The sequence below is a fragment of the Aerosakkonema funiforme FACHB-1375 genome, from assembly GCF_014696265.1.
Lineage (GTDB): Bacteria > Cyanobacteriota > Cyanobacteriia > Cyanobacteriales > Aerosakkonemataceae > Aerosakkonema > Aerosakkonema funiforme_A.
The window spans coordinates 1-25193 of sequence record NZ_JACJPW010000098.1; the positions used below are offsets into that span (position 1 = coordinate 1).

At 45.4% G+C, this 25193-nt stretch carries 22 protein-coding genes; 10 read left to right on the top strand and 12 right to left on the bottom strand.

What is annotated here, in order from left to right; genetic code table 11:
* Positions 1-376 precede the first annotated feature (376 nt).
* On the top strand, positions 377-2590 hold the full coding sequence (gene glgP / locus H6G03_RS28285) for an alpha-glucan family phosphorylase (protein ID WP_190472121.1): 2214 nt from the start codon (positions 377-379) through the stop codon (positions 2588-2590).
* Positions 2591-2678: 88 nt separating this feature from the next.
* On the opposite strand, the gene H6G03_RS28290 is transcribed toward glgP, so the two are convergent.
* Positions 2679-3143, bottom strand: coding sequence for a protein-tyrosine phosphatase family protein (locus H6G03_RS28290; protein ID WP_190472123.1), 465 nt, complete (start codon positions 3141-3143; stop codon positions 2679-2681).
* Positions 3144-3434: 291 nt separating this feature from the next.
* Complete coding sequence (locus H6G03_RS28295) at positions 3435-4547, bottom strand: class I SAM-dependent methyltransferase (protein ID WP_190472126.1); 1113 nt, start codon at positions 4545-4547, stop codon at positions 3435-3437.
* Between the two features lie 210 nt (positions 4548-4757).
* On the opposite strand from H6G03_RS28295, the gene H6G03_RS28300 reads away from it, so the two are divergent.
* Genes H6G03_RS28300 through H6G03_RS28310 form a run of 3 tightly spaced genes read left to right on the top strand, consistent with a single transcriptional unit; the run spans position 4758 to position 6569 of the window.
* Entirely contained in the window at positions 4758-5498 is a 741-nt protein-coding gene (locus H6G03_RS28300) for a Uma2 family endonuclease (protein ID WP_190472128.1), read from the top strand.
* Between the two features lie 60 nt (positions 5499-5558).
* Complete coding sequence (locus H6G03_RS28305; RefSeq protein ID WP_322111991.1) at positions 5559-5693, top strand: hypothetical protein; 135 nt, start codon at positions 5559-5561, stop codon at positions 5691-5693.
* Positions 5694-5726: 33 nt separating this feature from the next.
* Entirely contained in the window at positions 5727-6569 is an 843-nt protein-coding gene (locus H6G03_RS28310; RefSeq protein WP_190472134.1) for a Tab2/Atab2 family RNA-binding protein, read from the top strand.
* A gap of 377 nt (positions 6570-6946) precedes the next feature.
* Here H6G03_RS28310 and H6G03_RS28315 read toward each other — a convergent pair whose 3' ends face one another.
* A complete protein-coding gene (locus H6G03_RS28315; protein ID WP_242056982.1) occupies positions 6947-7171 on the bottom strand; it encodes a hypothetical protein in 225 nt (74 codons plus the stop codon).
* A gap of 190 nt (positions 7172-7361) precedes the next feature.
* Between H6G03_RS28315 and H6G03_RS28320 the strand changes: the two genes are divergently transcribed.
* Positions 7362-8234 (top strand): S-methyl-5'-thioadenosine phosphorylase, encoded by an 873-nt coding sequence (locus tag H6G03_RS28320; RefSeq protein ID WP_190472137.1) that lies wholly within the window; start codon positions 7362-7364, stop codon positions 8232-8234.
* 6 nt (positions 8235-8240) lie between these two features.
* Here H6G03_RS28320 and H6G03_RS28325 read toward each other — a convergent pair whose 3' ends face one another.
* The 8 genes from H6G03_RS28325 to mnmA form a co-directional block, all read right to left on the bottom strand.
* Positions 8241-8603, bottom strand: coding sequence for a hypothetical protein (locus H6G03_RS28325; RefSeq protein WP_190472140.1), 363 nt, complete (start codon positions 8601-8603; stop codon positions 8241-8243).
* Positions 8604-8666: 63 nt separating this feature from the next.
* A complete protein-coding gene (locus tag H6G03_RS28330) occupies positions 8667-9644 on the bottom strand; it encodes a TPR end-of-group domain-containing protein (protein WP_190472143.1) in 978 nt (325 codons plus the stop codon).
* Positions 9645-9907: 263 nt separating this feature from the next.
* The gene (locus tag H6G03_RS28335; RefSeq protein ID WP_190472146.1) at positions 9908-12172 is read right to left on the bottom strand and encodes a caspase family protein; all 2265 of its coding nucleotides are present in this window, start codon (positions 12170-12172) and stop codon (positions 9908-9910) included.
* A 116-nt stretch (positions 12173-12288) separates the two neighbouring features.
* Entirely contained in the window at positions 12289-13455 is a 1167-nt protein-coding gene (gene sat, locus H6G03_RS28340; protein WP_190472150.1) for a sulfate adenylyltransferase, read from the bottom strand.
* 321 nt (positions 13456-13776) lie between these two features.
* Positions 13777-13902, bottom strand: coding sequence for a hypothetical protein (locus H6G03_RS39005; RefSeq protein ID WP_255512292.1), 126 nt, complete (start codon positions 13900-13902; stop codon positions 13777-13779).
* A 322-nt stretch (positions 13903-14224) separates the two neighbouring features.
* Positions 14225-15253 carry a DUF6745 domain-containing protein gene (locus tag H6G03_RS28345; protein WP_190472153.1) on the bottom strand — a complete coding sequence of 343 codons (1029 nt, stop codon included), beginning with the start codon at positions 15251-15253 and terminating at the stop codon, positions 14225-14227.
* 16 nt (positions 15254-15269) lie between these two features.
* The gene (locus H6G03_RS28350) at positions 15270-15869 is read right to left on the bottom strand and encodes a hypothetical protein (protein ID WP_190472157.1); all 600 of its coding nucleotides are present in this window, start codon (positions 15867-15869) and stop codon (positions 15270-15272) included.
* A 48-nt stretch (positions 15870-15917) separates the two neighbouring features.
* Positions 15918-16988 carry a tRNA 2-thiouridine(34) synthase MnmA gene (mnmA, locus tag H6G03_RS28355; protein ID WP_190472160.1) on the bottom strand — a complete coding sequence of 357 codons (1071 nt, stop codon included), beginning with the start codon at positions 16986-16988 and terminating at the stop codon, positions 15918-15920.
* 10 nt (positions 16989-16998) lie between these two features.
* Here mnmA and H6G03_RS39010 point away from each other — a divergent pair, with 10 nt between their 5' ends.
* From H6G03_RS39010 to H6G03_RS28370, 4 genes are all read left to right on the top strand, one after another.
* Positions 16999-17127 carry a hypothetical protein gene (locus H6G03_RS39010; protein ID WP_255512293.1) on the top strand — a complete coding sequence of 43 codons (129 nt, stop codon included), beginning with the start codon at positions 16999-17001 and terminating at the stop codon, positions 17125-17127.
* Positions 17128-17174: 47 nt separating this feature from the next.
* A complete protein-coding gene (locus H6G03_RS28360) occupies positions 17175-18308 on the top strand; it encodes an SPOR domain-containing protein (RefSeq protein ID WP_190472163.1) in 1134 nt (377 codons plus the stop codon).
* Between the two features lie 66 nt (positions 18309-18374).
* Positions 18375-20027, top strand: coding sequence for an NAD(P)H-hydrate dehydratase (locus tag H6G03_RS28365; protein WP_190472166.1), 1653 nt, complete (start codon positions 18375-18377; stop codon positions 20025-20027).
* 107 nt (positions 20028-20134) lie between these two features.
* Positions 20135-21115: a molecular chaperone DnaJ gene (locus H6G03_RS28370; protein ID WP_190472169.1), complete on the top strand. Its 981-nt coding sequence runs from the start codon at positions 20135-20137 to the stop codon at positions 21113-21115.
* Here the strand turns inward: H6G03_RS28370 and H6G03_RS28375 are convergent.
* Positions 20996-22201, bottom strand: a complete 1206-nt coding sequence (locus tag H6G03_RS28375) for an NAD(P)/FAD-dependent oxidoreductase (protein ID WP_190472171.1) — start codon at positions 22199-22201, stop codon at positions 20996-20998. The two genes, H6G03_RS28370 and H6G03_RS28375, sit on opposite strands and share 120 nt — an antisense overlap.
* 235 nt (positions 22202-22436) lie before the next feature.
* Here H6G03_RS28375 and H6G03_RS28380 point away from each other — a divergent pair, with 235 nt between their 5' ends.
* Positions 22437-25178 carry a WD40 domain-containing protein gene (locus H6G03_RS28380; protein WP_190472174.1) on the top strand — a complete coding sequence of 914 codons (2742 nt, stop codon included), beginning with the start codon at positions 22437-22439 and terminating at the stop codon, positions 25176-25178.
* Positions 25179-25193 lie beyond the last annotated feature (15 nt).

Sequence of the window (25193 nt, forward strand, 5' to 3'; positions counted from 1 at the left end):
TTCTCAAAAACTCCCTCGCCAAAAATTGCTCATTATTGCTATTTAGCTATCAATATGACTAAGATTGAGCAGAATTAGCTAGATTTTTGGCAACTGTATTTACCCCCGGTACTGCCAGTGGAGGAAGTATAAGACCAACCAACCGTAAGGGGAAGAAGGCGACATCCGTTGAAGCTGGAAGCCTACATCGACCGCTTGCGGCGATGTAGGTAGTTCACAATGCTATATTTCAGCCAGAGGCGCGAAACATCCAAGTAGCGGATAAGTTCATCCAGTTGCTCTGATTCTTGAAGAGCTTTCAACACAAGAAGACGACTCGATGATATTGGTTTAATGAGCCAGTCCGACGCGCAGGAAAATCAAAAAAAGGTTAATTATGGCGAATGTCAGTTCTACAAACCCGATCGAAAAGCTACGCGAGAAGTTGCCGTTTCCTCTAAAGCGATTGGCAGACATTGCCTATAACTACTGGTGGAGTTGGACGGGCGATCGCTTATCTTTGTTTCGCAACATCGATCCCCAAATGTGGCACGAGTCCAAACATAACCCAGTTGCCGTGCTACAATCTACAAGCTACGTGCGACTGACCCAGCTGGCAAATGACCCGGTTTACATCAAGCGGGTGAAAGCACTTGCCGAACAGTTCGATCGCTACATGACGGAAACCGATACTTGGGCGAATCGCGTTGCACCGAAAATTACCTACAAAAACCCGGTTGCCTACTTCTGCGCCGAATTCGGCATCCACGAATCTTTGCCCATCTATTCCGGCGGTTTGGGAATTTTAGCAGGAGATCACCTCAAGTCTGCCTCGGATTTGGGTGTGCCTTTAGTCGGTGTAGGATTGCTGTACCGTCAAGGTTACTTCCATCAAACCTTGAACCGTCACGGCTGGCAAGAGGAACACTACGACGATAATCCGTTTGAGGAAATGCCGATCGAACTGCTGAAAGACGATCGCGGCGAACCGATAACTGTTAGTTTAGAAATTCGGCAGCGCACTGTCAAAGTGCAAGTTTGGCTGGCACGCATAGGTCGGGTTAAACTGTACTTGTTGGATACCGATCGCGAAGACAACGACCCGATCGATCGTTGGTTGACCGGACACCTCTACGGCGGTAACCAAGACACCCGCATCGCCCAAGAAGTCGTACTCGGTATTGGTGGCGTCAAAGCTTTAACCGCAGTGGGAATCAAACCTTCCGTTTATCATATGAACGAAGGACACGCCGCTTTCTGCACATTGGAAATTGCGCGAGAAGAAATTCAACGCACAGGTAAATCTTTCTACGATGTGGAAGAGTCGGTGCGCGAGTCTTGCGTTTTCACCACCCACACTCCCGTTCCCGCCGGACACGATGCTTTTTCTCCCGACTTGATGGACTCCTACTTCGCCCATTATTGGCCGCAATTAGGTTTAGAACGGGATCAGTTCCTCGCATTGGGAGCTCGTCGTTTGGGAGATCCTTGGGAACCTTTCGGGATGACCGTTTTAGCATTGCGGATGTGTCGCGCCGCTAACGGGGTAAGCAAACTGCACGGCGAAGTTTCCCGCAAAATGTGGAATATCCTCTATCCTGACAAATCGGAAAACAAAGTGCCGATCGGTCACATTACCAACGGCGTTCACGCACGCACCTGGACAGCTCCTTTAATAGCAGATTTGTTTTGCGAATATTTAGGTGAAGATTGGTCAACTCGCGCCGCTGATGCCAAGATGTGGGCGAAGGTAGACGAAATTCCCGATGCAGAGATTTGGTGGCGACACCAAACTCTCAAAGAACGATTGATCGCACACACCCGTTCTCGCATTAAAGCATCGCGAGTACGCCGAGAGGAAGATCCGGATTTTATCGAGATTGCAGATTCTCTGTTAGATCCCAATGTTCTGACGATCGGTTTTGCACGACGTTTCAGTCTTTACAAACGCGGTTATCTGCTATTGCTAGATCCGCAACGTGCTTTGAAGATTTTTGGCAATCCGGAACGTCCTGTGCAAATTATCTTCGCTGGCAAATCTCACCCAGCTGACGAACAAGGTAAGCGGGTTATTCAGCGCTTGATGGAGTGGTGCAAGCATCCGGCAATTCGCGATCGCGTCGCCTTTATCGAAAATTACGATATCTACACCGCACAGAAACTCGTGCAAGGTGTGGATGTGTGGTTAAATAACCCCCGCCGTCCTTTGGAAGCTTCCGGTACTAGCGGTCAAAAAGTCTGCTTTAATGGCGGTATTAATTGCAGCGTTTTAGATGGTTGGTGGTGCGAAGGTTACATTGCCGATGCCAAAGGTAAAGGTACAAACGGTTGGGCAATTGGCGAAGATGCACACACCAGCGATCAAGAGTTGCAAGATCGCATCGATTCGGAATCTCTTTATCGTTTATTAGAAGAGGAAATTGTGCCTCTCTATTACAACCAAGATAAAGATGGCGTTCCCCACGGTTGGGTCAAGATGATGAAGGAATCGATCAAAACTAACTCACCTGCTTTCAATACCGATCGCATGATTGCAGATTACGTAACGCAAATCTACGCGCCCCAGAGTGCAGCCACAATTGAACCAATTTTAGCCAGCGCCAGCGCCTAATTTGTCGTAAATTCCTCTAAATTGTAGGGTGCGTTACGCTCTCGCTAACGCACCGTTCCATTCTGTAGAGTACTTATCAAACAAGAGTCTATGCTGCTTCTGCCTTACTAAATTCTAAGTGAGTAGAACTCATTGAAGGCATAGTAATAAGATAGGAAGCAAAGTTTTTATTATAAAGTGCGCCTCGTCTCTTTTGACGTAAAAGCGCTACAGCTTCCGCACCGGTCAAACCGAGGTATGTCAGGATTAACCCAGCTACTAAAGCAGAACGATTGTGACCCATACCGCAATGAGATAGCACTCTATGCCCACTTCCGATCAAACTGGCACCCAATCTAGCGATCGAGTGTAGCTTTTCTAGATCGGGCAGGTCTTTATCTTCAAACGGGAAATAGATGTAAAGTATGCGATCGGATATAGAGGGGACGCCTATATCGAGGTCGCCGTCAAGATCGAAAATAACATTTATATCATGTGCTGCAATCGGCTGCCAGTCATCTATATCAGGCGAAATAAATAACTGACCTTTTTCGTCAATCTGAAAAAGTTCCATAACGCAAATCGTCTTTTATGCTTTGTCTTAAAAGTTTCAACTTAGGGAAGTTGCTTCATAAAGCATCTGCCTAAGTACTGATTACTTTGATTCTAGAAACGCAGTCAGGCTGTGACAGTACCCATAAGGGGTACTATTTTGGAAAGAATGCAGCCAACTTCCAAATGTCTCGATATATGGCGATGACAAGGCGATCGCGCCCCGCAATCACTCCTGATTCTTCTTTCTGCTGGTGTTCGCTTTTTCGCAGTCGATCGAAAATATCAAAAATCGCAAAGCTTTTCTATTAAACTACCTTCGTTTCAACAAGAGCCAACGTAACTCCATTGGTGGATTTTGTTGAATGGGAAATAAATCCCGACCCGTCGCCCAACTGAGAAACCAACCTGTGGGAGGCCATGCTTCTTTAGGCAGATGATTTTGTTCGTATTCTATTACCGATTCATCGGATATCATTTCCAATGGCAAACCTTCCATTGCCGAATTCAGTTCATCTCGCGTGATGATATAACACCAAGAGATATCGGACATTTCTCGCGCAAAGTTATCCGGTTGGTAATTATCTACTGCTAGGAAAGCACTGAATAAAAGCAACCCTCCGCTTGGCAAGCAATCGCACATTTTAGCCAAGAACAAGCGCACTTGGTCGCTGTAGCGGAAGTGAGAGAGAACTTCGGATGCGATCGCCAATTTATAATTAGCTGCCCTCATCCGCAATAGCGGGTCTAAAATATCCCCTTGAATCACTTTGATGGACAAATTTTCGGCTTTTACCGCCTCCGTCAATTTTTCTGCAAAAATGGGCGTGAGTTCGATCGCATCCACACTATGTCCCAATTTTGCCAAAGGTAAACTATTGCGACCCGTTCCCGCACCTACATCCAAAACAGGCACATTCTCAGGTTTGCCTAATTGGGAAGCAACTGCCATTACTTTCGCATCTGGATGACTGCCGAATAAAGGTTCCGGTCTAGTTTGCGGCCAAGTTTGATATTTATCGCTCAGCGATTCTACATGAACTTTTGTGTTAATCGTAATTCCACCAGCTAAACCTTTATTTGCTTCCGCTAGTTGGTAGCTGACTATTAACCGCGCATGAGATGAAAGGCGAAATCCCTCTGATATACCTTTTTCGATTAACTGACGCAAATTATCGATATGTTCTGGCGTCGGGTTTTGCCCTAAAAGGTTTAGCAAACCTACAAGGGTCTGCAAATATTCTTGCAGCATTGATGGCACGCAAGGAAAGAGGAATTCTCCGTGAACGCCAGTCATAGTTTTCAGCTTTGTTGCCAAGGCGATTTTTAAACTTTGGGGATCGGTTATCAATTCCTTATTATTCGTTGAATCGCTGACTGACAAGGTTTGCGGAGATTGTGCGACTGGGAGGTTATCGGCAGGCATATTGATAAGTATGCTTAAGAGGACTGGAGACCGACATTTAGTTTACTGTATCGGCTCTGGGAACTTAAATATTGACAAAATGCACGAAAAGTGATAATTAAGAGCAAGGTATCTCGCTCGCCCGACAAATTAGACAATAGTTATTTTATACTACAAATAGTTCGTAAAAATTGCATTGACAAAACTAAGAGCTTTATTTACATTTTTACTATGTTAAAGTACGACTTTCAACGATATTGGCCTTCTACTGAAGAGTTACCTGACTCGGACGATACTCCTGTGGATAACGAACTGCAAGATTTGATTCCCAGCTTGCTCAAAGCGACATTAGCAATGCTATGGTCGGAGGGAACAGATTGGTTTTTTGGCATTGATATGGGAGTATATTATCACGGCGAAAAACCTCCGTTTGTACCGGATGGATTTTTGAGTTTGGGAGTAGAACGAATTATAGATGAAAATTTACGCCCCAGCTACGCAATTTGGGAAGAAGAGCGAGTTCCTATTCTAATGTTAGAAGTAGTTTCCCAAACTCATCGGGGAGAATACAGCACCAAAATGCAAGAGTATGCCAGTTTGGGTGCATTGTTCTACGTTATTTATAATCCCTTGCGCCGTAAAAAGCAGCGTTTGGAAGTGCATCGCTTGGTTAATAACAAATACGAATTGCAGTCAGGAAATCCAATTTGGCTAGCAGAAATAAGTTTGGGAATTGGTTGTGAAAGAGGAACTTATCAGGGCATAACGCGAGAGTGGCTTTATTGGTACGATCGACAAGGACAGCGCCTCTTAACGCCGGAGGAACTGGCTTTGTCAGAACAGCAGGGGCGTCAACAAGCAGAACAACAAGCTTTGTCAGAACAACAGCGCCGTCAACAAGCAGAACAACGGGCTGATTTGTTGGCAGAAAGATTGCGTAGTCTCGGCATAGACCCCGATACCATTGCTTGATTATATCTCAGCGATCGCTGGGAATAGGCCCGGAAACTCTAGCTTAATTTTCGAGGAAGTATTGTTAACGATACCTTGCTCGGCTCTCAAGGAGATGATACTCTAGATAGCGACGATGGCAACAATGTGGTTTTAAACTATTTGGGGAACGATCGCTTTGTCCTCAAATGTGGTACTGGTAGAGATATCAAGTGACCTTTTCACCAATCACCTTTTCATCAATCACCAATGAGCATTTGGCAAATTGATTTTTATCGCCGTCCGTTGCAGGATGAAGTCGGGAGTGCATTGTGGGAGTTACTGATTTGCGATCGATCGCGCCGTTTAACTTATAGTGCCTTTTGTCCTCAGTCCGAAGTCACTCCCGATTGGATTGTTTGTCAGTTAGTGATCGCAGCTAGCTCTTATAAAAATCTGCCAGAGTTAATACAAGTTTTTCGTCCCCAGTCTTTAGGTTTAATGGAAGCAAGTGGAAAGCAGCTGGGAATTCCGGTAGAAGCAACGCGCCGCACTCACACTTTAAAGCAATGGTTGCAAGAAAGAGCCGAACAATACCCTAGTATGGAAGGTTACAGCGGCGAACCTTATACTCCCCTAGCAATCGAGAAACCACCCCCAATACCCCTACCAGAAAGATTTTGGGGAGAACGCTGGCGATTTGCGACCCTTAATGCAGGGGATATTCAAGAAAGATTTACCGATCGACTTGTACCAATTGTAGAAATGCCAGAATTTCTCTTACCCATAAATCTCGGAATTGCATCAACAGTTGCAGTTCCCGGTGTGGTAATTGATGGGGGAAGGCGAGCGATGCAAATAGCTCGCTGGATACAAGAATCCAAACCAGTCTCTCTTAACTATATACCAGGTCCGCCCAATGGTTTAGTATTGGAAGCCGGACTGAACGACAGGTGGATCGTTGCGACTTTTGAAGATGAAGAAGTTTCCGCAGCTGCACAGATGTACGAAGCACGTTTGCTCCTAAGTAGAGGTTTGCACTTTTTATTAGTGCAGCCTGATGATTCCGGAATGACTTACAGTGGCTTTTGGCTATTGCAAGGAGAAGATTGAACAGAGCAAATTATCAATTTTGGAGGTAAACTCTGCCTCTAGTTTAACTTCAAATAATCCCCTCGAAAATGCGAAAAATTTACAAAAAATGCGCTCTTTATCGTTGACAATTTTGGTGATGCGTGCATTAGGTTAGAAAAAATGCAATATTCGGCAAATTCCACTTGATTTGATTAATGAAAATCAGGTAAATTCGGTAAATACATTTAGCCAAGCTCGGTAGACATAAGTATTTATATGTAATAATTATTAAAGTTACAGAAAAGCTAAAGGCTAATTTGAGTGAAAATGCGATCGCACATATCAAAAGCAACACAAGCCAATGACTTGCATTGGCTTGGTGGTACTACTGATAATATGGAGTTAAACTATCTATTTCAATCAACCACTCTGAGCAATCCCTTTTGCAGAGCGTCAAAAACTCGATTAATTTGTTTGTGTTCTGTTTCGCCCAGAGAATTTTTAGATAATAAAGCAGACATCAATAGACGTTGGTCAGCCCTACTAATTTGACGAAGGGCAAAAATCCGCTCTATGACTTGTTCTACTGCGACTTTGGGTAAACTAGCGTTAGCTGCCATCATTAAACAAGCAATAAACATATCCAACCCACCTCAGTATTCCCAATATCAGACACTTTCAAACATTGTTTGGTGATGAAATTATGAATTTTTTGTGAAAATATCCTGCTACTCAGGTGATATAGGTCACCGACAAACTAACCAAGTCTTATGTCTGTAGCTATTTATCGCTAAAATATCTTGGCATTACACAAAATCAAAGGTAAATAGCATGGCTCAGGCAAAAATAGGAATTATCGGCGGTAGTGGACTCTACAAAATGGACGCGCTCAAAGATGTAGAAGAAGTACAAATTGATACGCCCTTTGGGCCACCATCCGATGCTTTAATTCTGGGAACTCTAGAAGGGACGCGGGTTGCTTTCCTAGCACGTCACGGTCGGAATCATACTCTTTTACCGTCAGAACTGCCATTCCGGGCTAATATCTATGCAATGAAGCAGCTGGGGGTCGAGTATTTAATCTCGGCCTCAGCTGTCGGTTCTCTCAAGGAGGAGGTTAAACCTCTAGATATGGTAGTGCCGGATCAATTTATCGATCGCACTAGAAATAGAGTTTCCACCTTTTTCGGGGAAGGAATTGTAGCCCACATTGCTTTTGGCGACCCAGTATGTAAAAATTTAGCTGCCGTTATAACGGATGCCGTTGCTAGCCTAAAGCTACCGGATCTGACCCTCTACCGTGGCGGTACGTATGTTTGTATGGAAGGGCCAGCTTTTTCCACTAAAGCAGAGTCCCGTCTCTACCGCAGTTGGGGTGCGACTGTAATCGGGATGACGAATTTGCCAGAGGCGAAATTAGCTAGGGAAGCAGAAATCGCCTATGCAACTTTAGCTTTAGTTACCGATTACGATTGCTGGCATCCAGCTCATGATAGTGTGACTGTAGAAATGGTGATTGCCAATCTGCAACGCAATGGCGTGAATGCTCAAAAAGCCATTCAAGAAACGGTGCGGCGTTTGGCAGAAAATCCTCCCCCATCAGAAGCTCACTCAGCCTTGAAATACGCGATTGTTACCCCCCTGGATAAGGTTCCTACTGCTACAAAAGAAAAGTTGGGATTGTTGTTGCAAAAATATTTATGAACAGGTTTATCTATCCGACGATTGTTGTTGTTGTGTATTAGAATTCCTGGGATTTAGTCTGGGATTGCAGGATGGGTAAGGTTTGCTTGCGAGAGCAAAGGGTCTGATGGTTTCGTTATTAATAGTGAGACGTTGATAGTTACCTCCATTATTTATCATGACGTAACCGCACTCATTAGTAGTCACATAGATGGAATCCTCCTTACCGCTAGTATCGGTTGTCTGAACCAAATAAGTCTGTCGAGGTTGCAGTTGTGTGACGACAACTTGGTTACCGCTAGTTTTGTAGGGTTGTTCGGCTAAGGCAGTACTGGTGTTAGCTATCATCAGGGTGCTACTTGTGGCGATCGCAATCAATTTTGCATTCATTGCCCTTCCTCAATTTCACCAATCCCAGTATAGCTCCTCAAACTACAACCTGTGGTTGGGGAGCTATTCCTCAATTACTTTATGAAACTGCTCACTTTCGCGAATTTCATCAAAAGCCGAGTCACTTTTAGCCATTTCCTTATAAGTCGGCTCCACATCAATTGCCCATTGCAAGTTGCCAACCGCTGCATTTATACTGCCTCGCATAGCATAAGCTCTAGCATTTTGATACCGAGCTGACGGCAAGTCGCGATCGAGTTTCACAGCTTGGTTATAGCTGTTATTTGCTTCTACGTAGCGACCGGCAGCAAAATGTTCGTTACCTCGCTCTAAATAATCGTTGGCATTTAATACTTCCTGGGTCGTAACAGATAAAGAATCTTCAACTTGTTCTCCCGATTCAAATTGCTCATTTGAAATCTGCGCTGGCATTCGCTCTTGTGCTTCGCTATTGTCTGCTTCTATTTCAATTGCTGCGGCAATATTTGGCACGTTGAATTCTGTTTCAACTGGCAAATTTGCCGTTGCGTGGATAGGTACATCTTCCTGTTCTTTAAAATATATCGCTCCAGTTTGACTGGTTATGTAAGCTATAAGTTTAGCTTCTAAATTTTCGATTTCTTGTGTAAAAATCGCGCTTTGTTTGGAAAATTCATCGGCTATCTCTGCTGTTAGTTGTTTTTGGGCTTCTTTCTGCAATTGCGCTCTGGTTTCAGAAACTATTTGGTCGATCGAGCTGCGGCGGAGAAGCCAAACAGCAAGAGCGGTCACAACAGGAAACAGGGCGATCGCAAATAGCAATAGATCCATCGAAGTTGTCAAGCGGCTAAAGGCACGATCGACTTCCGCCTGAACGCGATCGCGTATTTCCTTCTCTAACCGCAGTTGTTGCAGTTCCTGCCGCTCAGTCGGAGAAATTGCAGGCGCTCCCTTGGCTTGTGCCAATAATGCCGGCATGGTATTTTGTCGATCGACAGCGACAGCAGCAATGTTGATATTGACAGAGACAATAGCGCAGGCAAGCCAAAATTTAAGCTTCATATAATTGCGAGAGGATCGGAGTTAAAAAAGTCAAAAATAATTAAGAATATCCTAACTAAATTTCATCTGTTGCTGTTACGATCGAGTTGAAATTTCATATTTGAGATTTGAGATTTTAGATCGAACAGGATTTATTCGCAAGCGCTGAAGAAACCTGATTTCTCATTCTCCCTCTCAAGCTGAAATAACCTGATTACGTTAAGAACTCGAATTTCTGCATAAGTCCTGTTGAATAAAAAATCTCAAATCCGATTTGAATTGACTCAAACTATCTGGTAAATAAAACTGAGAGTTGCCCAGGCATTTACATCCAAGGCGAAGTTATCCGGAGATGCCGCCATAATGTCGGCAGCAGGAAGACTGGCTTTGTGCAAATCTTGCAGAACTGCTCGCGCCACTTCCAAGGGACTGAGCAACACGCCGAGGCGTTGAAATTCTCCTCTGGGATGCTGCGTATTTTCCAGAGTAGCAAGAGTTAGATCGAGAGGCGATCGACTCAAAACCATTTGCATTTCTACCAGTCCTGCTGGGCCTTGGACAATCCATTTAAAAGGACTGGAAATATCTGGTAAGATGATAGTCTCGCCCTGACCGATCGCCTGCTGCTGTAGAGGGTTAGTTGGAGAGCCATCGAGATTGGGAGAAGATTGTGGAGGGATTAAAGCGATCGCGGCACCGCTGCTATCGATCCCCAGCAACATAAAATAAATAGGCGCATTGCTGTAATTGTGAAGTCTATACTGGATGCGACTGCCGATCGGCACACTGACAACTCCCCCATTTCCCATTCCATTAAATTTGGACTCAATTGCAGGTGCCAGCCAAGGAGCTCGCTGCGTTGTTCGTTCGATCAGCACCTCTTTCCTGGGGGCAATCATCTCTAGAGTTGCCCGCACTCCCAAGCGCGAAGATGCTTCATTTTCGCTCAAACGCAACAGCTTAGCTGCCAGCAGCGTTTGCAGTCTGGGGAACAATCTTTGTACCGCCGTCTTGACTGCTTCCCCCACTTCTCCCTCTGTATTGGGTAGAAGATTCCCACCGGGGGAAAATAAACCGTATTGAGGATAGGAGATAAGTGATTGCGAATTGCTCACAGAAGATGGGGAAGACTTCTCTCCAGTTACCAGTCCCCTCCTTTGCACTCGACCCAACACGCAATCCGCAGGTTGTTCGCCCGCCGCCACTGATGACACATTGGCAATCCCAGAAAAAGCACTAATCGCATCCACTCGCTCAATGCGTGCCAAACTAGCATCGATCGCCACCATTAAGTCTACATTGCGGGGCAGAACCCGGATCGCTTCTTGCACCAGTTGCCCCGGTTGCAATTGGTAAGCTTCGCTAGTTGAAGATGGTAAGATTTGCGCCTTTGCCATCAAATTCTCGCGAGAACGAATTGAAAGTTGCGGTAGTTGATTGACAGCGGTTTCCGAACCCGGTAAGGGTAATAAAGTCAAAACAGAATTCACTCCATAGGAAGGCAGAACTGTTATCGGCAGTCCCGCCAACCACAAAAGTGCTGTTTTGCCATCGTCTTCTACTGCTCTCACCACACCATCAGCTGTTTCCCGATCCGGGATGAGATGATAGGGCGACAATATGCGATCGGCATTATTTTGATAATTTATTATGGATTCCTGTTTGTTTCCCACCACTTGTGCGAGCGCTCTCGTCACGCTACTCAAGCTGACTCGAACCGTACTTGCGGGGGTAGCTTGCCAGAGATATTGAGTCAAAGCGTAAGTAAACAAACCAATCCCTACACCATTCAACTGCTCCTCAAATGCCTGTTGAGTCAATCCCGCTGCTGCTAAGATTACTCCCGGTATAGAAGTTTTCAGCTTTGTGTCTTGGAGTTGTTCTGGCAAAGTTAGTTCTTGGGAACTCAGAAGAAGAGGGGGTTGCTGGGATTGCGATCGCACTCGCAAATTCCCCAAAAGTAAAGTACCCGCATCGCTGTAGCTCGTATCCAGTATCGCTGTCACGTTATCGGTATTGAGCGATCGCAACAACGATCGCAGCGTTTCTTCCCGTAAAGCGTTGATTGTCGGCTCAGTTTTTGTTGCCAGCACTGCATCTACCGGCAGCAATAAATTTTCGATTTGGGATTTGGGATTTGGGATTGATGATTCTTCTCCTTCAATGCTTTCCGCTTCCACACGACTGCCAAAACCGCTGAAGTGGAAAACCACCACATCATCCGGTTGCGCCTGCTTAGTGAGATGTTCGATGAAAGCCGTTTCTATATTTTGCCGCGTAGCTTGTCGATCGGTTAAAACCAGAATATCGCTGGGCTGAAAACCAAATCGGTGTATCAGAAGTTGCCGTTGCAGTTCCACATCCGTCAGACAACCTGTCAGCGAACTCCCAGAATACTGGTTAATACCCACCAGCAGCGCTAACTTGCGAGGAGTCGGTTGCGCCAACACCTGATAGTAGCGATTTCCTGTTGCCACCAGTCCAGCTTCCCCCACACCCAGAGCTGCCAGTACCCAGCCAGCTCGTGCCAAAAAACTGCGTCGCTTCATCTTCAGCTATCGCCTTCTAGGATCGGTTATCAGCCTACCAAGAGTCGGTATAAGAGTTACGAGTTTCCAGTTAAAAAATCGCTTTTTATGGAAAACTCATAACTCATAACTTATAACTACTGGTGCATCGCCCGCGCCAATTCAGCCGCTACCTCCGGTCTGGAGAACTGCGGCGGCGGCAGTTCGCCCCTACGCAGCATCTCCCGTACCTTCGTTCCCGACAGGTGGATGCGCTGTTCTGGAGTGCTGGGGCTAGTTTTGGTCGTCGCCATACCCTGAGTGACGGTGCAGTAGAAAGCGTGTTCAAACTTCATCGGCACAATACCCAATTCGGATGGCTCAAACTCGTCAAAAATATGTTGAGCGTCGTAAGTGCCGTAGTAATCTCCCACGCCGGCATGATCGCGTCCGACAATGAAGTGAGTGCAGCCGTAGTTTTTGCGAACCATCGCGTGAAAAATGGCTTCTCTCGGCCCAGCGTAGCGCATCGCCGCCGGGTTGATCGCCAGAATCACGCGGTCTTTGGGGAAGTAGCGTTCCAGCAAAACCTCGTAGCAGCGCATCCGCACGTCGGCGGGAATGTCATCGTCTTTGGTTGCACCGACGAGGGGATGCAAGAATAAGGCATCTACTGTTTCTAAAGCGCATTTTTGAATGTATTCGTGGGCTCTATGGATGGGATTGCGCGTTTGGAAGCCTACAACTGTCCTCCAGCCGTGTTCTTTAAACAATCGCCGCGACTCGGCGGGGTCAATTTGGTATTTGGGAAATAGGGGATGGGGGTCGCGTTGCAGCAACCAGATTGGCCCAGCTAGATTGATTGGCCCTTGGTTATATACCACCTTTACGCCTGGATGTTTGCTGTCATCGGTGCGGTAGACGTTTATCGCTTCGCGGTTTTTATCGTACTGATATTTTTGGGTTAGTTGCAGGACGCCGATAAACTGACCTGTGGGGTTATCCAGGCGTACCAAGTCGCCTTCTTTGAGGGTGGAGGCAACTTCTTCTGTGACGGGTAGGGTGATGGGAACTGACCACACGAGATTGTTTGCCAGCCGCATATTGGCAACGACTGACTCGTAATCTGCTTGTTCCATGAAGCCGGTCAGGGGACTAAAGGCACCGATCGCAATCATTTCCAAGTCGGAAACTGCTCTCTCATCCAGTTGCACTCTTGGCAGAAAGTCGGCTTTGGAGAGAAATTCTTGTTTTTGTTCGGGTGTGGCAATGCGATCGATCAGTTCGCCACCGTGAGGCGCAATCCAGTCTGGAAGATGACTCATATCGATTTTAGTTTTTAGCTGCAAGGATTTTGGATGAGAGGATTTTAGTTTTTAGCTGCAAGGATTCATCCTACCAAGCTCTGAGCGCTTTTCAGCACAGGCAAATGTCCGCGTTTCCACGGAAAATTTTTCTGGGTCGATTCCCCAGGTTACCTAGCCAATCGCTTCGCAAGCCAACTCAACATCTGGCGACACCCTGAATGCGTTGATGAATCCTGGGCTCTAGCAGATCTTTTTTAACAAATTTATCGGCTCGATATCAACATTAATTAGTACTTTGCGATCGAGTTGAAGTTCGGCAATAATTTCAGTTAGGGTATTCTACTTGTAGCCGAGCTTAAAAAGGAGGTAAACATCACTCAAATTAGTGCCGATCGAATTGCCCAAATTAGAGCGATCGCTAGCATTATGAAAACCGGCTCTTCCGTACTTAGTGTGCCAAATCATTTGTTTTTTAGTACCCTAAACCCAAGCTCGCTGCGATTTCAAGGCGATCGCACTTGTACTGTAATGCGATAGGGTAAACTTTGGATGTAAATAATCTCAAAGCTTTACGGGGCAAAGCCTTGAGGATAAATTTAAGTTAAATTAGCACACTAAGTACGGAAGAGCCTAAATTTCAAGATTGGATACAGGAAAGATTTAAAATAACATCTTCGCACGGATGGGATAGTATCATTCTTTTTTATTCTGCCGATGAAAGAGATGCGTTGGATAACTTCTTCAACCTATTTAAAAAATTTCAGAATGGGGAAAGTCCTTTACCGAGTTAAGTTTGCAGGGAAAATTCTTCTGGGTCAATTCCCCCATTTACCCATGTGATTGCTTCGCGTGCAGATTCAACATTTGGCGGTACTCGCAAGGCGTGGATGAACCCTGTACTGGGACAAGTCATTTTTAATAAATAAATCGGTTCGATATCGACATTGCTATCTATTTTTAGTAAAGTGTATTCCTGCCAAGAATCTAGTTCGATCGCTTGTAATTCTTGGCAAATGCGACTGTAACCGATTCCCTGAATCAATACTCGTCGCAATTCGGCGTTTTTTTCTTCTAAAAGCCATTTTGCTTGCCACTGATTTGGATGCAATTTTCCATATTTTTCTGGTAAGGTTACACCATGATAGGCATAAAAGCTGAAACCATCAGCATATTGAATCGCGGCTGAACCTTCAGCGTGGAGGCGATTTTGATTATCGAAGGAGAGAATGCGAGGTCGATCGCAAATAATGGCTACTTCTTGATAAGTGCAAATTATCCAACAGCTTTTAATTAAATTCTGCAATAATATCCATTCTGTTTTACTAGAGTAACTTAAATTTAAAACAGAAATACAAAAGTCAATCCAAGTACACCATTTGGCCAATTCTTCGGGATTAATCAAGTCATCAAAGTCAAATTGTTCTATTAATTCTGTACCTATCGTTTCTTCTAGGTCTTCCCAAATCCGCGCTTCTAATTTATTTGTAATCCTACTTGTTAATTCTTCCCATAATTGCCCTACTAGCTTATCCCATAGTTCTGATTCTAGTTCATTTGAAACCGAATTTATTAATTGAGGTAAAGACAATCCTTTCACCAATTGTTCTCGCGTTTTATCTACTGCATAAGGGCTATCGCAAAAAATGATATGTGGTTTTTTTCTGCCAATCAAAACATACGCTTCAGTGACAGCTTCCGCAGCTTTTTCTTTATCGATCGGCTCGGTTGAAAGTGCAATTCGCAGCCACTTTTCCCGATAAACAGGAATCAGCGCTTCTTGTTCTGGAGTTAGTGAGGTAATTTTTGGCTGCGACATATATATTTAAAATTGATTATTGCTGAAAATCAGTTAACAAAATACCTAAAATTTTATTCACATCTTTGATATAATACTCAGTCAAGTCGATATGCACTACTTTCCCTTCCAATTTCAAAAACCTCCAAACCGTTCCTGTTGTAACCACACCATAAATTGTTTTAATTCCATTTCCCTCTCTCTCGTTAAACAATTGCGCTGCTATCATTTCAGCCACGCACTGACCGAAACCAGATTTTAAATTTTCGTTCTTTGCTTCTACAATATTAATTACGGGAGCGCGAATGAAAAGTTGTTCTGTCGATCGACTAAATAAAAAATCGCAAACTCCATTTAATCCTCTTTCGTTGTCTACGTTAAAATCTACCCCCGAAAACAAACTCACTTGATAATTTAAACGCCTTCTAACTTCCAGCAAAATGGGGGCGATTATCATTTCAGAACGAGCTTTTTCTGTATTGATAGCAACAGCTAAGGCAATATTTTCTTTGAGATAAAAAGCTAGATATTCGCTGCACTCTACTTCTTCAACAGCAGCAAATAAATCTAATATTTCCTTAATGGTTAAGTCAAATATTTTTAGCAGTTCGCTCAAAGTGAAATCACTATAAGCCATTTTATTTGCCTCAATAGTAAAATAAGGTGGGCAATGCCCACCCTACTTTTATCTTTCGATGATGCCACCACCTAGCAGAATATCGCCGTCGTACCAAACTGCGGCTTGTCCGGGGGTGATGCTGAACTGCGGTTCGTCAAACACCAGCTTAACTCTTGTGGGATGGGCATCTTGCCCGTCCTCCCACAAAGGAATTACCGTAACTGGTACGGCGGGCGATCGATATCGAATCTGCACTTCGGCGCGGATGGGTGCAGAGGGTGGCGCGATCGACACCCAGTTTACCCTTTGCACGGTACATTCTGTTCGATCGGCACAATTGCGATCGCCCACAATCACCCGATTGTTTACCGCATCCAATCCGATCACGTACAGCGGTTCCGCCGCCGCAATACCCAATCCTTTCCGCTGACCGATCGTGTAGTGATGGATACCATCGTGGTGACCCAGCACCTTGCCAGAGCGATCGACAATATCGCCTTTTTTCGGAGCGATGTACTTATCCAGAAACGCCCGCATCGAACCATTGCTTTCCACCAAGCACAAATCCATACTTTCCGGCTTATCGGCAGTCTTCAAGCCAAATTCTGCCGCAATTTGCCGCGTTTCGGTCTTGTGCTTTTCTCCCAGGGGAAATACCGAGCCAGCCAGCAATTCCTGCGACAAATCGTACAAAAAGTACGTCTGATCCTTATTCAGGTCAACAGCTCGCCGCAATTGGTAGCGATCGGTTTGGGCATTGTAACTAATCCGGGCGTAGTGACCCGTGGCAATTTTGTCAATACCGAGATTTGACCGTGCATATTGCAACATCGGGCCAAACTTCACCGCCTTATTGCACTGGGAACAAGGCAACGGGGTGATTCCGTCGCTATAACCCGCTACCAGATAGTCCACAATATTGGCCTGGAAGACATCGCGGCTATCGACAATGTGATGGGGAATACCGAGCTGTTCGCAAATTCTAGCCGCATCGACCATCCCTTCAGAGCAGCACTGACCCTTCCCCTTCATCAGCCAAAGGGTCAAGCCTTCCACTTGATATCCCTGATGATGAAGGATCGCTGCTGCAACTGAACTATCAACGCCACCGGAGAGGCCAACGACTACTTTGTTCATGGAACCAAAAATGACTCAAATCTTGCAGGAAGCAACTACTGTTACCTCTAAGTTAACACTCGCGCAACTGTGGTGCGATCGCTCCCAGCAGCTATTCAAGATCGCAGAGAATAGAGTTGTATGTGTTAATAGGCTATAAAATTGCCCGTCCGAGTGCTTAAATAACAAAAAGGATAGAAATTTGCTATGAAGCTAAACCCACGCGATCGAAATCGGCATTTGCATAAAGCGAGACTATTAAATACGGCAGTCGTTACACCCCTAGCACCACTGCTAATTAGCGGTATCGCTCTAGCGCTCGCTCCTCAAACAATGGCTGGAGCAGAAGCGATTCCCAACGATATATTAGTTGCACAACGACTTTTGCAAACACCAGCACCACCGCCACCCACTTTGCAACAAAATAACTCCCCAGAAGTACTGGCTCAGAGGAGGAACAGCAGCAGGAACAGGAATAGGAACAGAAACAGAAACAGGAACAGTAACAGTAACAGTAACAGGAACAGGAGAGTTCAATGTGAAACCAGGCAGTGCGATTATCAAAGCTATGTAGTTTATATACCTAGATATAACGATAGCCTCCTACAACAGGTTCAGAGCTTTGTCCCCGACGCCACGAAGATGCACTATGGCAGAAAAGATGTCATTCAAGTGGGAGCCTACAGCGAACAGTGGGAAGCAGAAGAAACCCGCGCCTACCTGCGAGAACAGGGCTTTTCTGCTGAATTAGGCAGCATTCTTACTAGGCGAACATCTCAATTTTCTGTGATCGTAAGTAACCCAGGTCTTTTAGATATAGTTCAAGAAGAAGCATCCAACGCAACTTTCGGATGGGATAAAAGAAGCGAACAAACAGTGATTGTTGCAGGCCAATATTCAAGTGCTGCTAGGGCGCAAGAGCTTGTTAACGAGCTGCGAGAAAGGGGCATATTGGCGGAAATTGTCGGCGATGTGAGCGTTCTGGATACTACTCAATTTTCCAATGATGCTTCTACTATTGAAGTAATTGGAGATATTTACCAGAATCAAAGTCGCACGCAGTTAGTGGCAAATAATAATCAAACCCGTTCTAATTCATTGACAAGGAATTACTATGGGGTAATGATTTCATGCAGTGAAGCAGAATTAAATTTAATTGAAGCTCAAGTCAGACGAATGGCTCCTAGTTTGGCAACGGAGAGAGGAATTTACCAAATAGAAAACTCTAATGAGCCATTTGTAATGGTAGGGCCATTCGCCGATCGCAAAACAGCAGAGCGATGGCAGCGATATCTCAAAGATTTTGGCCTCAGCAATGCACAGCTTTTCTACGGTAGCTAGCAATTTTAGATTTTAGATTTTAGATTTTAGATTGAGCTACAATTTAGAATTAAGAATCTAAAATCTATGAACAGGCTAGAACAGATTCAACAAGTGACAGTCACAGCCCAGCAAATGCGCGATATCGAAGGGCGCATTTTTGCTGCTGGGATGCCAGTTGCTGCTTTAATGGAAAAAGTGGCGGGTGCGATCGTCGATCGCATCATCGGCGACGGGGGACTGGTGAAGCATTTGGGTGCAAGTATTTTGGCCACACCGAAAAATTATCCCCCCAATACTTCCCCCCTTTACAAAAACTTCCCTCCCCAATTCCGAAAAGTTACTATTTTAGTTGGGCCCGGTCACAATGGTGGCGATGCGTTGGTAGTTGCTCGCGAGTTACATTTCCAAGGTTTTATTGTTGGGATTTATTGTCCGTTTCCAAAGCTCAAAGAGCTAACTTCCCAACACGCTCAATACGCGAAAAGTTTAGGAATTCCTTTCTACGAGCAGATCGATAATAACTTACTGAAAGATTGCGATCTAATCATAGATGGGTTGTTTGGATTTGGATTAGAACGAGAAATATCAGACCCAATTGCTTCTGCAATTAACCAAATCAACCAATTAGCTAAACCAATTATTAGTATCGATCTGCCTTCTGGCATACACACCGATACTGGTGAGGTATTGGGAACGGCAATTCGCGCCACTCATACCCTTTGTTTGGGTTTGTGGAAACAGGGATTATTGCAAGATCGAGCATTAGAATATGTCGGCAAAGCTGAATTAATTGATTTTGATATTCCACTGGCAGATATCGCAGCAATACTGGGGGAAACACCGCAAATTCAGCGCGTGACGAAAGCATTTGCCCTCGCACATTTGCCCCTCACTCGTCCGCCAGTTACCCATAAATATAAAATGGGGCATTTGCTCCTAATTTGCGGTTCGCGTCGCTATGCTGGAGGAGCGATTTTAACTGCATTGGGAGCAAGAGCGAGTGGTGTGGGGATGCTCTCAATTGCCGTACCGGAATCGATTAAACCGCTGTTAGTATCTCATTTACCGGAAGCGTTGATAATAGGTTGTCCGGAAACAGAAAGCGGTGCAATTTCTCATTTGCTAGAAGGAATTGATTTGGAATCGTATAATGCGATCGCTTGTGGCCCTGGCTTGACAAAAGACGCTACTTCTGTTGCAAAGCTTGTTCTAGACAGCGATATTCCCCTACTTTTAGATGCCGATGGTTTGAATATTCTCGCCCAAATGGGAACCATCCCCAAGCTATCAAAGCGGCAAGCATTAACTATCCTGACACCCCATACTGGTGAATTCAAACGTTTGTTTCCAGATTTACCAGATTCAACACAAGACAGAGTAAATGCGGTGAGAGAAGCATCTCGCTTAAGTAGTGCGATCGTACTTTTAAAAGGTGCGAGAACTGCGATCGCAACTCCTGACGGTTCCGTATTTATTGTGCCCGAAAGCACACCAGCCTTAGCCCGTGGTGGTAGCGGCGACGTCCTAACTGGATTGCTGGGAGGACTTGTAGCGCAATCATCCGCTTGTTCTTGTGGCACAGGCGTCTCGCCTGTGTCTCTTGCAGAGATAGTAGCAGCAGGTGCTTGGTGGCACGCGCAAGCTGGGATCTTAGCAGCACAAGAAAGGACTGAGTTGGGAGTTGATGCCTTTACACTGACGCAATATTTGATTCCAGTGGTAGGTAGTGGTGAGTGAGGGAATATTTGCAGTGAATTGCAGTGTAATTCACCCGATTGCACTGCAATTCACTGAACTACATCCTTGGTTACAATTAACTTTATGTTAATCCCCATCACTTGACAATGCCACGCAAAAAACAACCGTCCCACACCTCTACTCCATCATCCATAACGTTAGCTCTTTCCGAACAGCGCCTTCGTGCTGATGCGTTAGATAAAGAGCATCAATGGCTACTGAAACAGATTAAGAAAAAACGAACTGAATTGCAGAACTTTGTCGAACAAATGCGCTCTGTGGCTACGCAGATTTTTCATCGCATAGCACCTGAATTTCAGAAAGTAACTGAAATCGATCGGGAAATTCACGCTTTATTCAATGAAATCCTAACTACTAGGAAATTGGGACAAAAAACGAAGCAAGATATTTTGGCGCTTTATCGAAGTTTACAGTTTAGCGGATTAATCAGTGCTAAACCAATTGAAGAAGAGACAGACCCAGAATTAGACCAACTATTTGAGCCAGAAGAACAAGAGAATAATTTTTATCAAAACTCTACTTCTAGCGATCGGCAATCTCATAACCACCTCGAACAACAAACTACCAAAACTGAAGAATCCAGAAAAATCCGGCAAACATTTTTGAGGCTAGCAGAAATTTTTCACCCCGATAAAGTGACAGATAGCGAAAGCCAAATGCGTCACACCGAAATCATGAAAGAACTTAATCGAGCTTATCAAGAAAATGATTTGGCTAAGCTACTGGAAATTGAGAAGCAACATTTGGCTGGAGAAGACATTGATAGTTTCAGTGAAGATGATTTAACGCGCCAATGTCAGATTTTGGAGCAACAAAATTTCGTCCTAAAAAAACAATATGAAAACCTAAAACAAGAACTCAGATTGGCCAAAAATACGCCAGAAGGTGCATTAGTATCTGAATACCGACAAGCAACTAAGTTAGGAATTAATCCTTTAGAGCAAATGTTAGCCCAGACAGAAAAAGAGATTGAATTTATGGTTGAAATTCGGAATTTCGTGAAGGACTTTAGGGATAAAAAAATGACAATAGTCTACAACAGCAGCATTTCGTCCGATCACGGCTAAGCTACCTGTCTCGACGTAACGGAAAGTAGGAGCAGTTTGACCAGCAAGTCGCTTTTTAATTAGTTTGGCAACATATTCGCCTTCCTGCATAGCGACGGGTGCGATACCGGGTAGGGGTTTGTTATCTTGATGGGAAAAACTAGCCAAATCCCCAATTACAAAAATGTTAGGATAATTGGGTATACTTAAATCCGGTTGGACGACTACGCGACCGACGCGATCGAGTTCTGCACCTGTGCGTTCGGCTAAAACTTTTCCCATTTTAGAAGCCTTGACACCGGCAGCCCATAATATTGTTCGAGCGTGAATTTCTTCGATGCGATCGCCTTGTTTTGTCGTGATAATATTGTTACCAATATCTGTTACAATAGTTTTTGTTTGTACGGTCACTCCCAATTTTTCCAGAGCCGATAAAGCTTTTGCGGATAATTCCGGTGAGTAGGGAGGGAGAATGCGATCGGCTCCTTCCAACAACAATATTTTAGTTTCTGTGGTGTCGATATCGCGAAAATCTTTTTTGAGCGTGCTGAAGGCAAGTTCTGCGATCGCACCAGCTAATTCTACACCAGTCGGCCCTCCACCTACGATCGCAAACGTCAACCAAGCACGCCGTTTTTCTGCATCTTTTTCTTTTTCTGCCGCTTCAAATGCCCAGAAAATGCGACGCCTAATTTCTAAGGCATTTTCTATTGTTTTCAATCCCGGTGCTACCGTTGCCCATTGCTCGTTGCCAAAATAATGGTGACTGACGCCAGTAGCAACAATTAATGTATCGTAAGTCAGTTCTTCATTGGGCAAGAATATTTTTTGCTGTTGCGGGTCAATATCTTTTACTTCTCCCAGCAGCACTTTCGTATTTCTATCCTTACTCAGTACAGCGCGGAGGGGTGAGGAAATATCAGCTGGAGATAGACTACCGGTGGCGACTTGGTAAAGTAACGGTTGAAACAGATGAAAATTGCGTTTATCGACTAAAGTCACCTTCACCGATGCGCGACCGAGTGCCTGGGCAGCATAAAGTCCGCCAAAGCCGCCACCGACTATTACAACATGGTGAGGAGACTGATTTTGCGGTGCATCTGCCATATGTAAGGACTTCCTTTGTACAATTTTGTCAGTGACTCGTTTGAGATAACCGTTTTTATGTTAGCGATGCTTCCTTTTTAGTGTGCAATCCTAAAAATAGGTGTATCGATCGCTACAAGCATATTATTTTGGCAAAAAAGTCTACCCAAAGAGATATTTTATGGCATTAGGTATGGTAGCTTAACAAAAGCTCTTAGCTTAGAATTAAAAGATCGCAGTGTCCGGTGAGGGCAACATGAGTGATGTTTTTATTTCCTACTCCCGCAAGGATAAAGATTTCGTAAAACGGCTACATACAGCCCTCGAACAATGCGATCGAGACACATGGGTAGATTGGGAAGATATTCCGCCTACGGCAGATTGGTGGGAAGAAATTCAAGTAGGGATAGAAGGTGCCGATACATTTTTGTTTGTCATCAGTCCCGATTCAGTTAATTCCCCCGTCTGTCGTCAAGAAGTAGATCGTGCTGTTAAGCACAATAAACGGCTAGTACCGATCGTACACAGGATGGCAGAAGATAAAGCCATCCATCCAGCCTTAGTGAAACATAACTGGATATTCTTTGCCGAGGACGAAGATTTCGATCTTAACTTCCAAAAACTCCTCAAAGCACTGGATACCGACCTAGACCATGTGCGATCGCACACGCGCTTGCTGGTAAGGGCGACAGAGTGGGATAAAAAAGGGCAAGACGATAGCTTTTTACTGCGGGGTAGAGACCTAGAAGAAGCAGAACATTGGCTGATCGACGGGGGAGAGAAAGAACCGTTGCCGACCCAATTGCAAAGAGAATATGTCAACAGCAGCCGTAAGGCAGAAACAGCACGACAACAAGCAGAAATTCGGCGTCAAAGAATCGCCTTGGGTGCGGTAACTTCCGTTTCAATTGCCGCAACTGTCTTGGCAGTAGTAGCTTTTTTTCAGTACCAAAACGCCACAAAACGGGAGTTAATTGCCCTCAGCAAAACTTCCGAAGCGCTGTTTGCTTCCAATCAAGAATTTGAAGCTTTGATCGCAGGATTGGAAGCGGGAACAAAAATGCAACGATCGCCTTGGGCAAAAGGTGACCCGGAAGTGCGGGCCCAAGTGATGACCGCGCTACAGCAAGCAGTAGCCTGGGTAAAAGAAGGCAACCGCTTGGAGAAGAATAGCGGTATTATTTGGGATGTAGCTTGGTCGCCCGACGGTAAGACAATAGTGACTGCCTGTCAGGACAAAACCGCCAAACTCTGGAGTCCGGACGGCACTTGGCTGAAAACCCTAGAAGGACACGGCAATTCAGTCAGAAAGGTAGCTTGGTCGCCCGACGGTAAAATTCTCGCCACCGCCAGCTGGGACAAAACCGTCAAACTGTGGAATCAAGACGGCGCATTGCTAAAAACCTTGGAAGAACATACAGCTTCCGTCAGAGGTTTAGCTTGGTCACCGGATGGAGAAATTCTCGCCACATCCGGCGGTACTGGAGATAACACGATTAAACTGTGGAATCGAGATGGTGTAAGGCTAAAAACCTTCGTCGCACATACTGCTGAAGTTTGGCGCGTAGCTTGGTCGCCGGACGGTCAAACTCTCGCTTCCGCCAGCGAGGACAAAACCGTCAAACTCTGGAAAGCTGACGGTACACCAATTAAAACCCTCACCGGACATACTCAAGGAGTTTGGAGTGTGGCGTGGTCGCCCGATGGCCAACTTTTAGCCACCGGTAGCGGGGACAGCACTGTGAAACTGTGGAAAGCGGACGGTACTGAGGTGGCAACTTTCACCGGTCACAGCAAGGGCGTTAGGAGTGTAGCTTGGTCGCCCGATGGTAAAACGATCGCTTCTGCCGGGGATGACGCTACCATAAAACTCTGGAAGCCAGATGGTAGCTTGGTAGATACCATCACCGGACATACCCAGCAAATCTATGGTGTGAGTTTCTCGCCGGACGGACGCACTCTGGCGACAGCGAGTGGGGATGGGACAGTGAAACTGTGGCCCTTGGACGATAAAAAACCGATCGCAATCCTCAGAGGACATAAAGATTTAGTCAGGAGTGTCGCTTGGTCTCCCGACGGTCAAACTCTCGTATCGACCAGTGCGGACAGATCTCTCAAATTCTGGAAGAGTGACGGTAGTCTGTTGAGAACCTTGACCGGTCATACCGATGAGGTGTGGAACGCGGCTTGGTCGCCGGACGGTCTGACTTTAGCGAGTGTCAGTTGGGACAAAACTTTGAAACTTTGGCAGTCTGACGGTACGGGGATTGCAACTATCGACGCCAAGAGCGAAGAAATTTGGGATGTAGCGTGGTCGCCGGACGGTCAGATGCTGGCGACTGCCAATGATGATAATACCGTGAAAATCTGGACTTGGAGCGGGGCTCGCGCCTTTACATTGGAAGGGCATACCAAAACTGTTTATAGTGTAGCCTGGTCTCCGGATGGGGAGATTATTGCTTCTGGCAGTGGCGATAGTACTATCAAACTGTGGAAGCGCGATCGCACTCTCATCAAAACTCTCCCAGCACACAACGAGGGAGTGAGAGTTCTCGCTTGGTCTCCCGACGGTCAAATTCTGGCTAGTGGTGGTTTTGACAATACCGTCAAACTCTGGAAGTATGACGGTACATTGCTGAAAACTATTACCGGACATAACGATGCAGTCTGGGATATGGCTTGGTCGCCGGACGGTCAAATTCTCGCTACTGCGAGTTTGGACAAGACTGTGAAACTCTGGCGGCGCGACGGCAGTCCCATCCGCACTCTCAAAGGACATAGCGAAGGCGTTTTGGGTGTCAGTTTTAGCCCCGACGGTAAGGTTTTGGCTTTAGCGGATAAGAACGGTACGATCGTTTTATATGATTGGCAGCAACTGAAAGATTTGGATAATTTATTGAGTCGCGGTTGCGATTGGGTGCGCGATTATCTCCTGACTAATGCTAATCTCGATCCGAGCGATCGGCGTCTGTGCAAAGGTATCGGTACTCGCTTGTAATCACCTTTTTTCCCT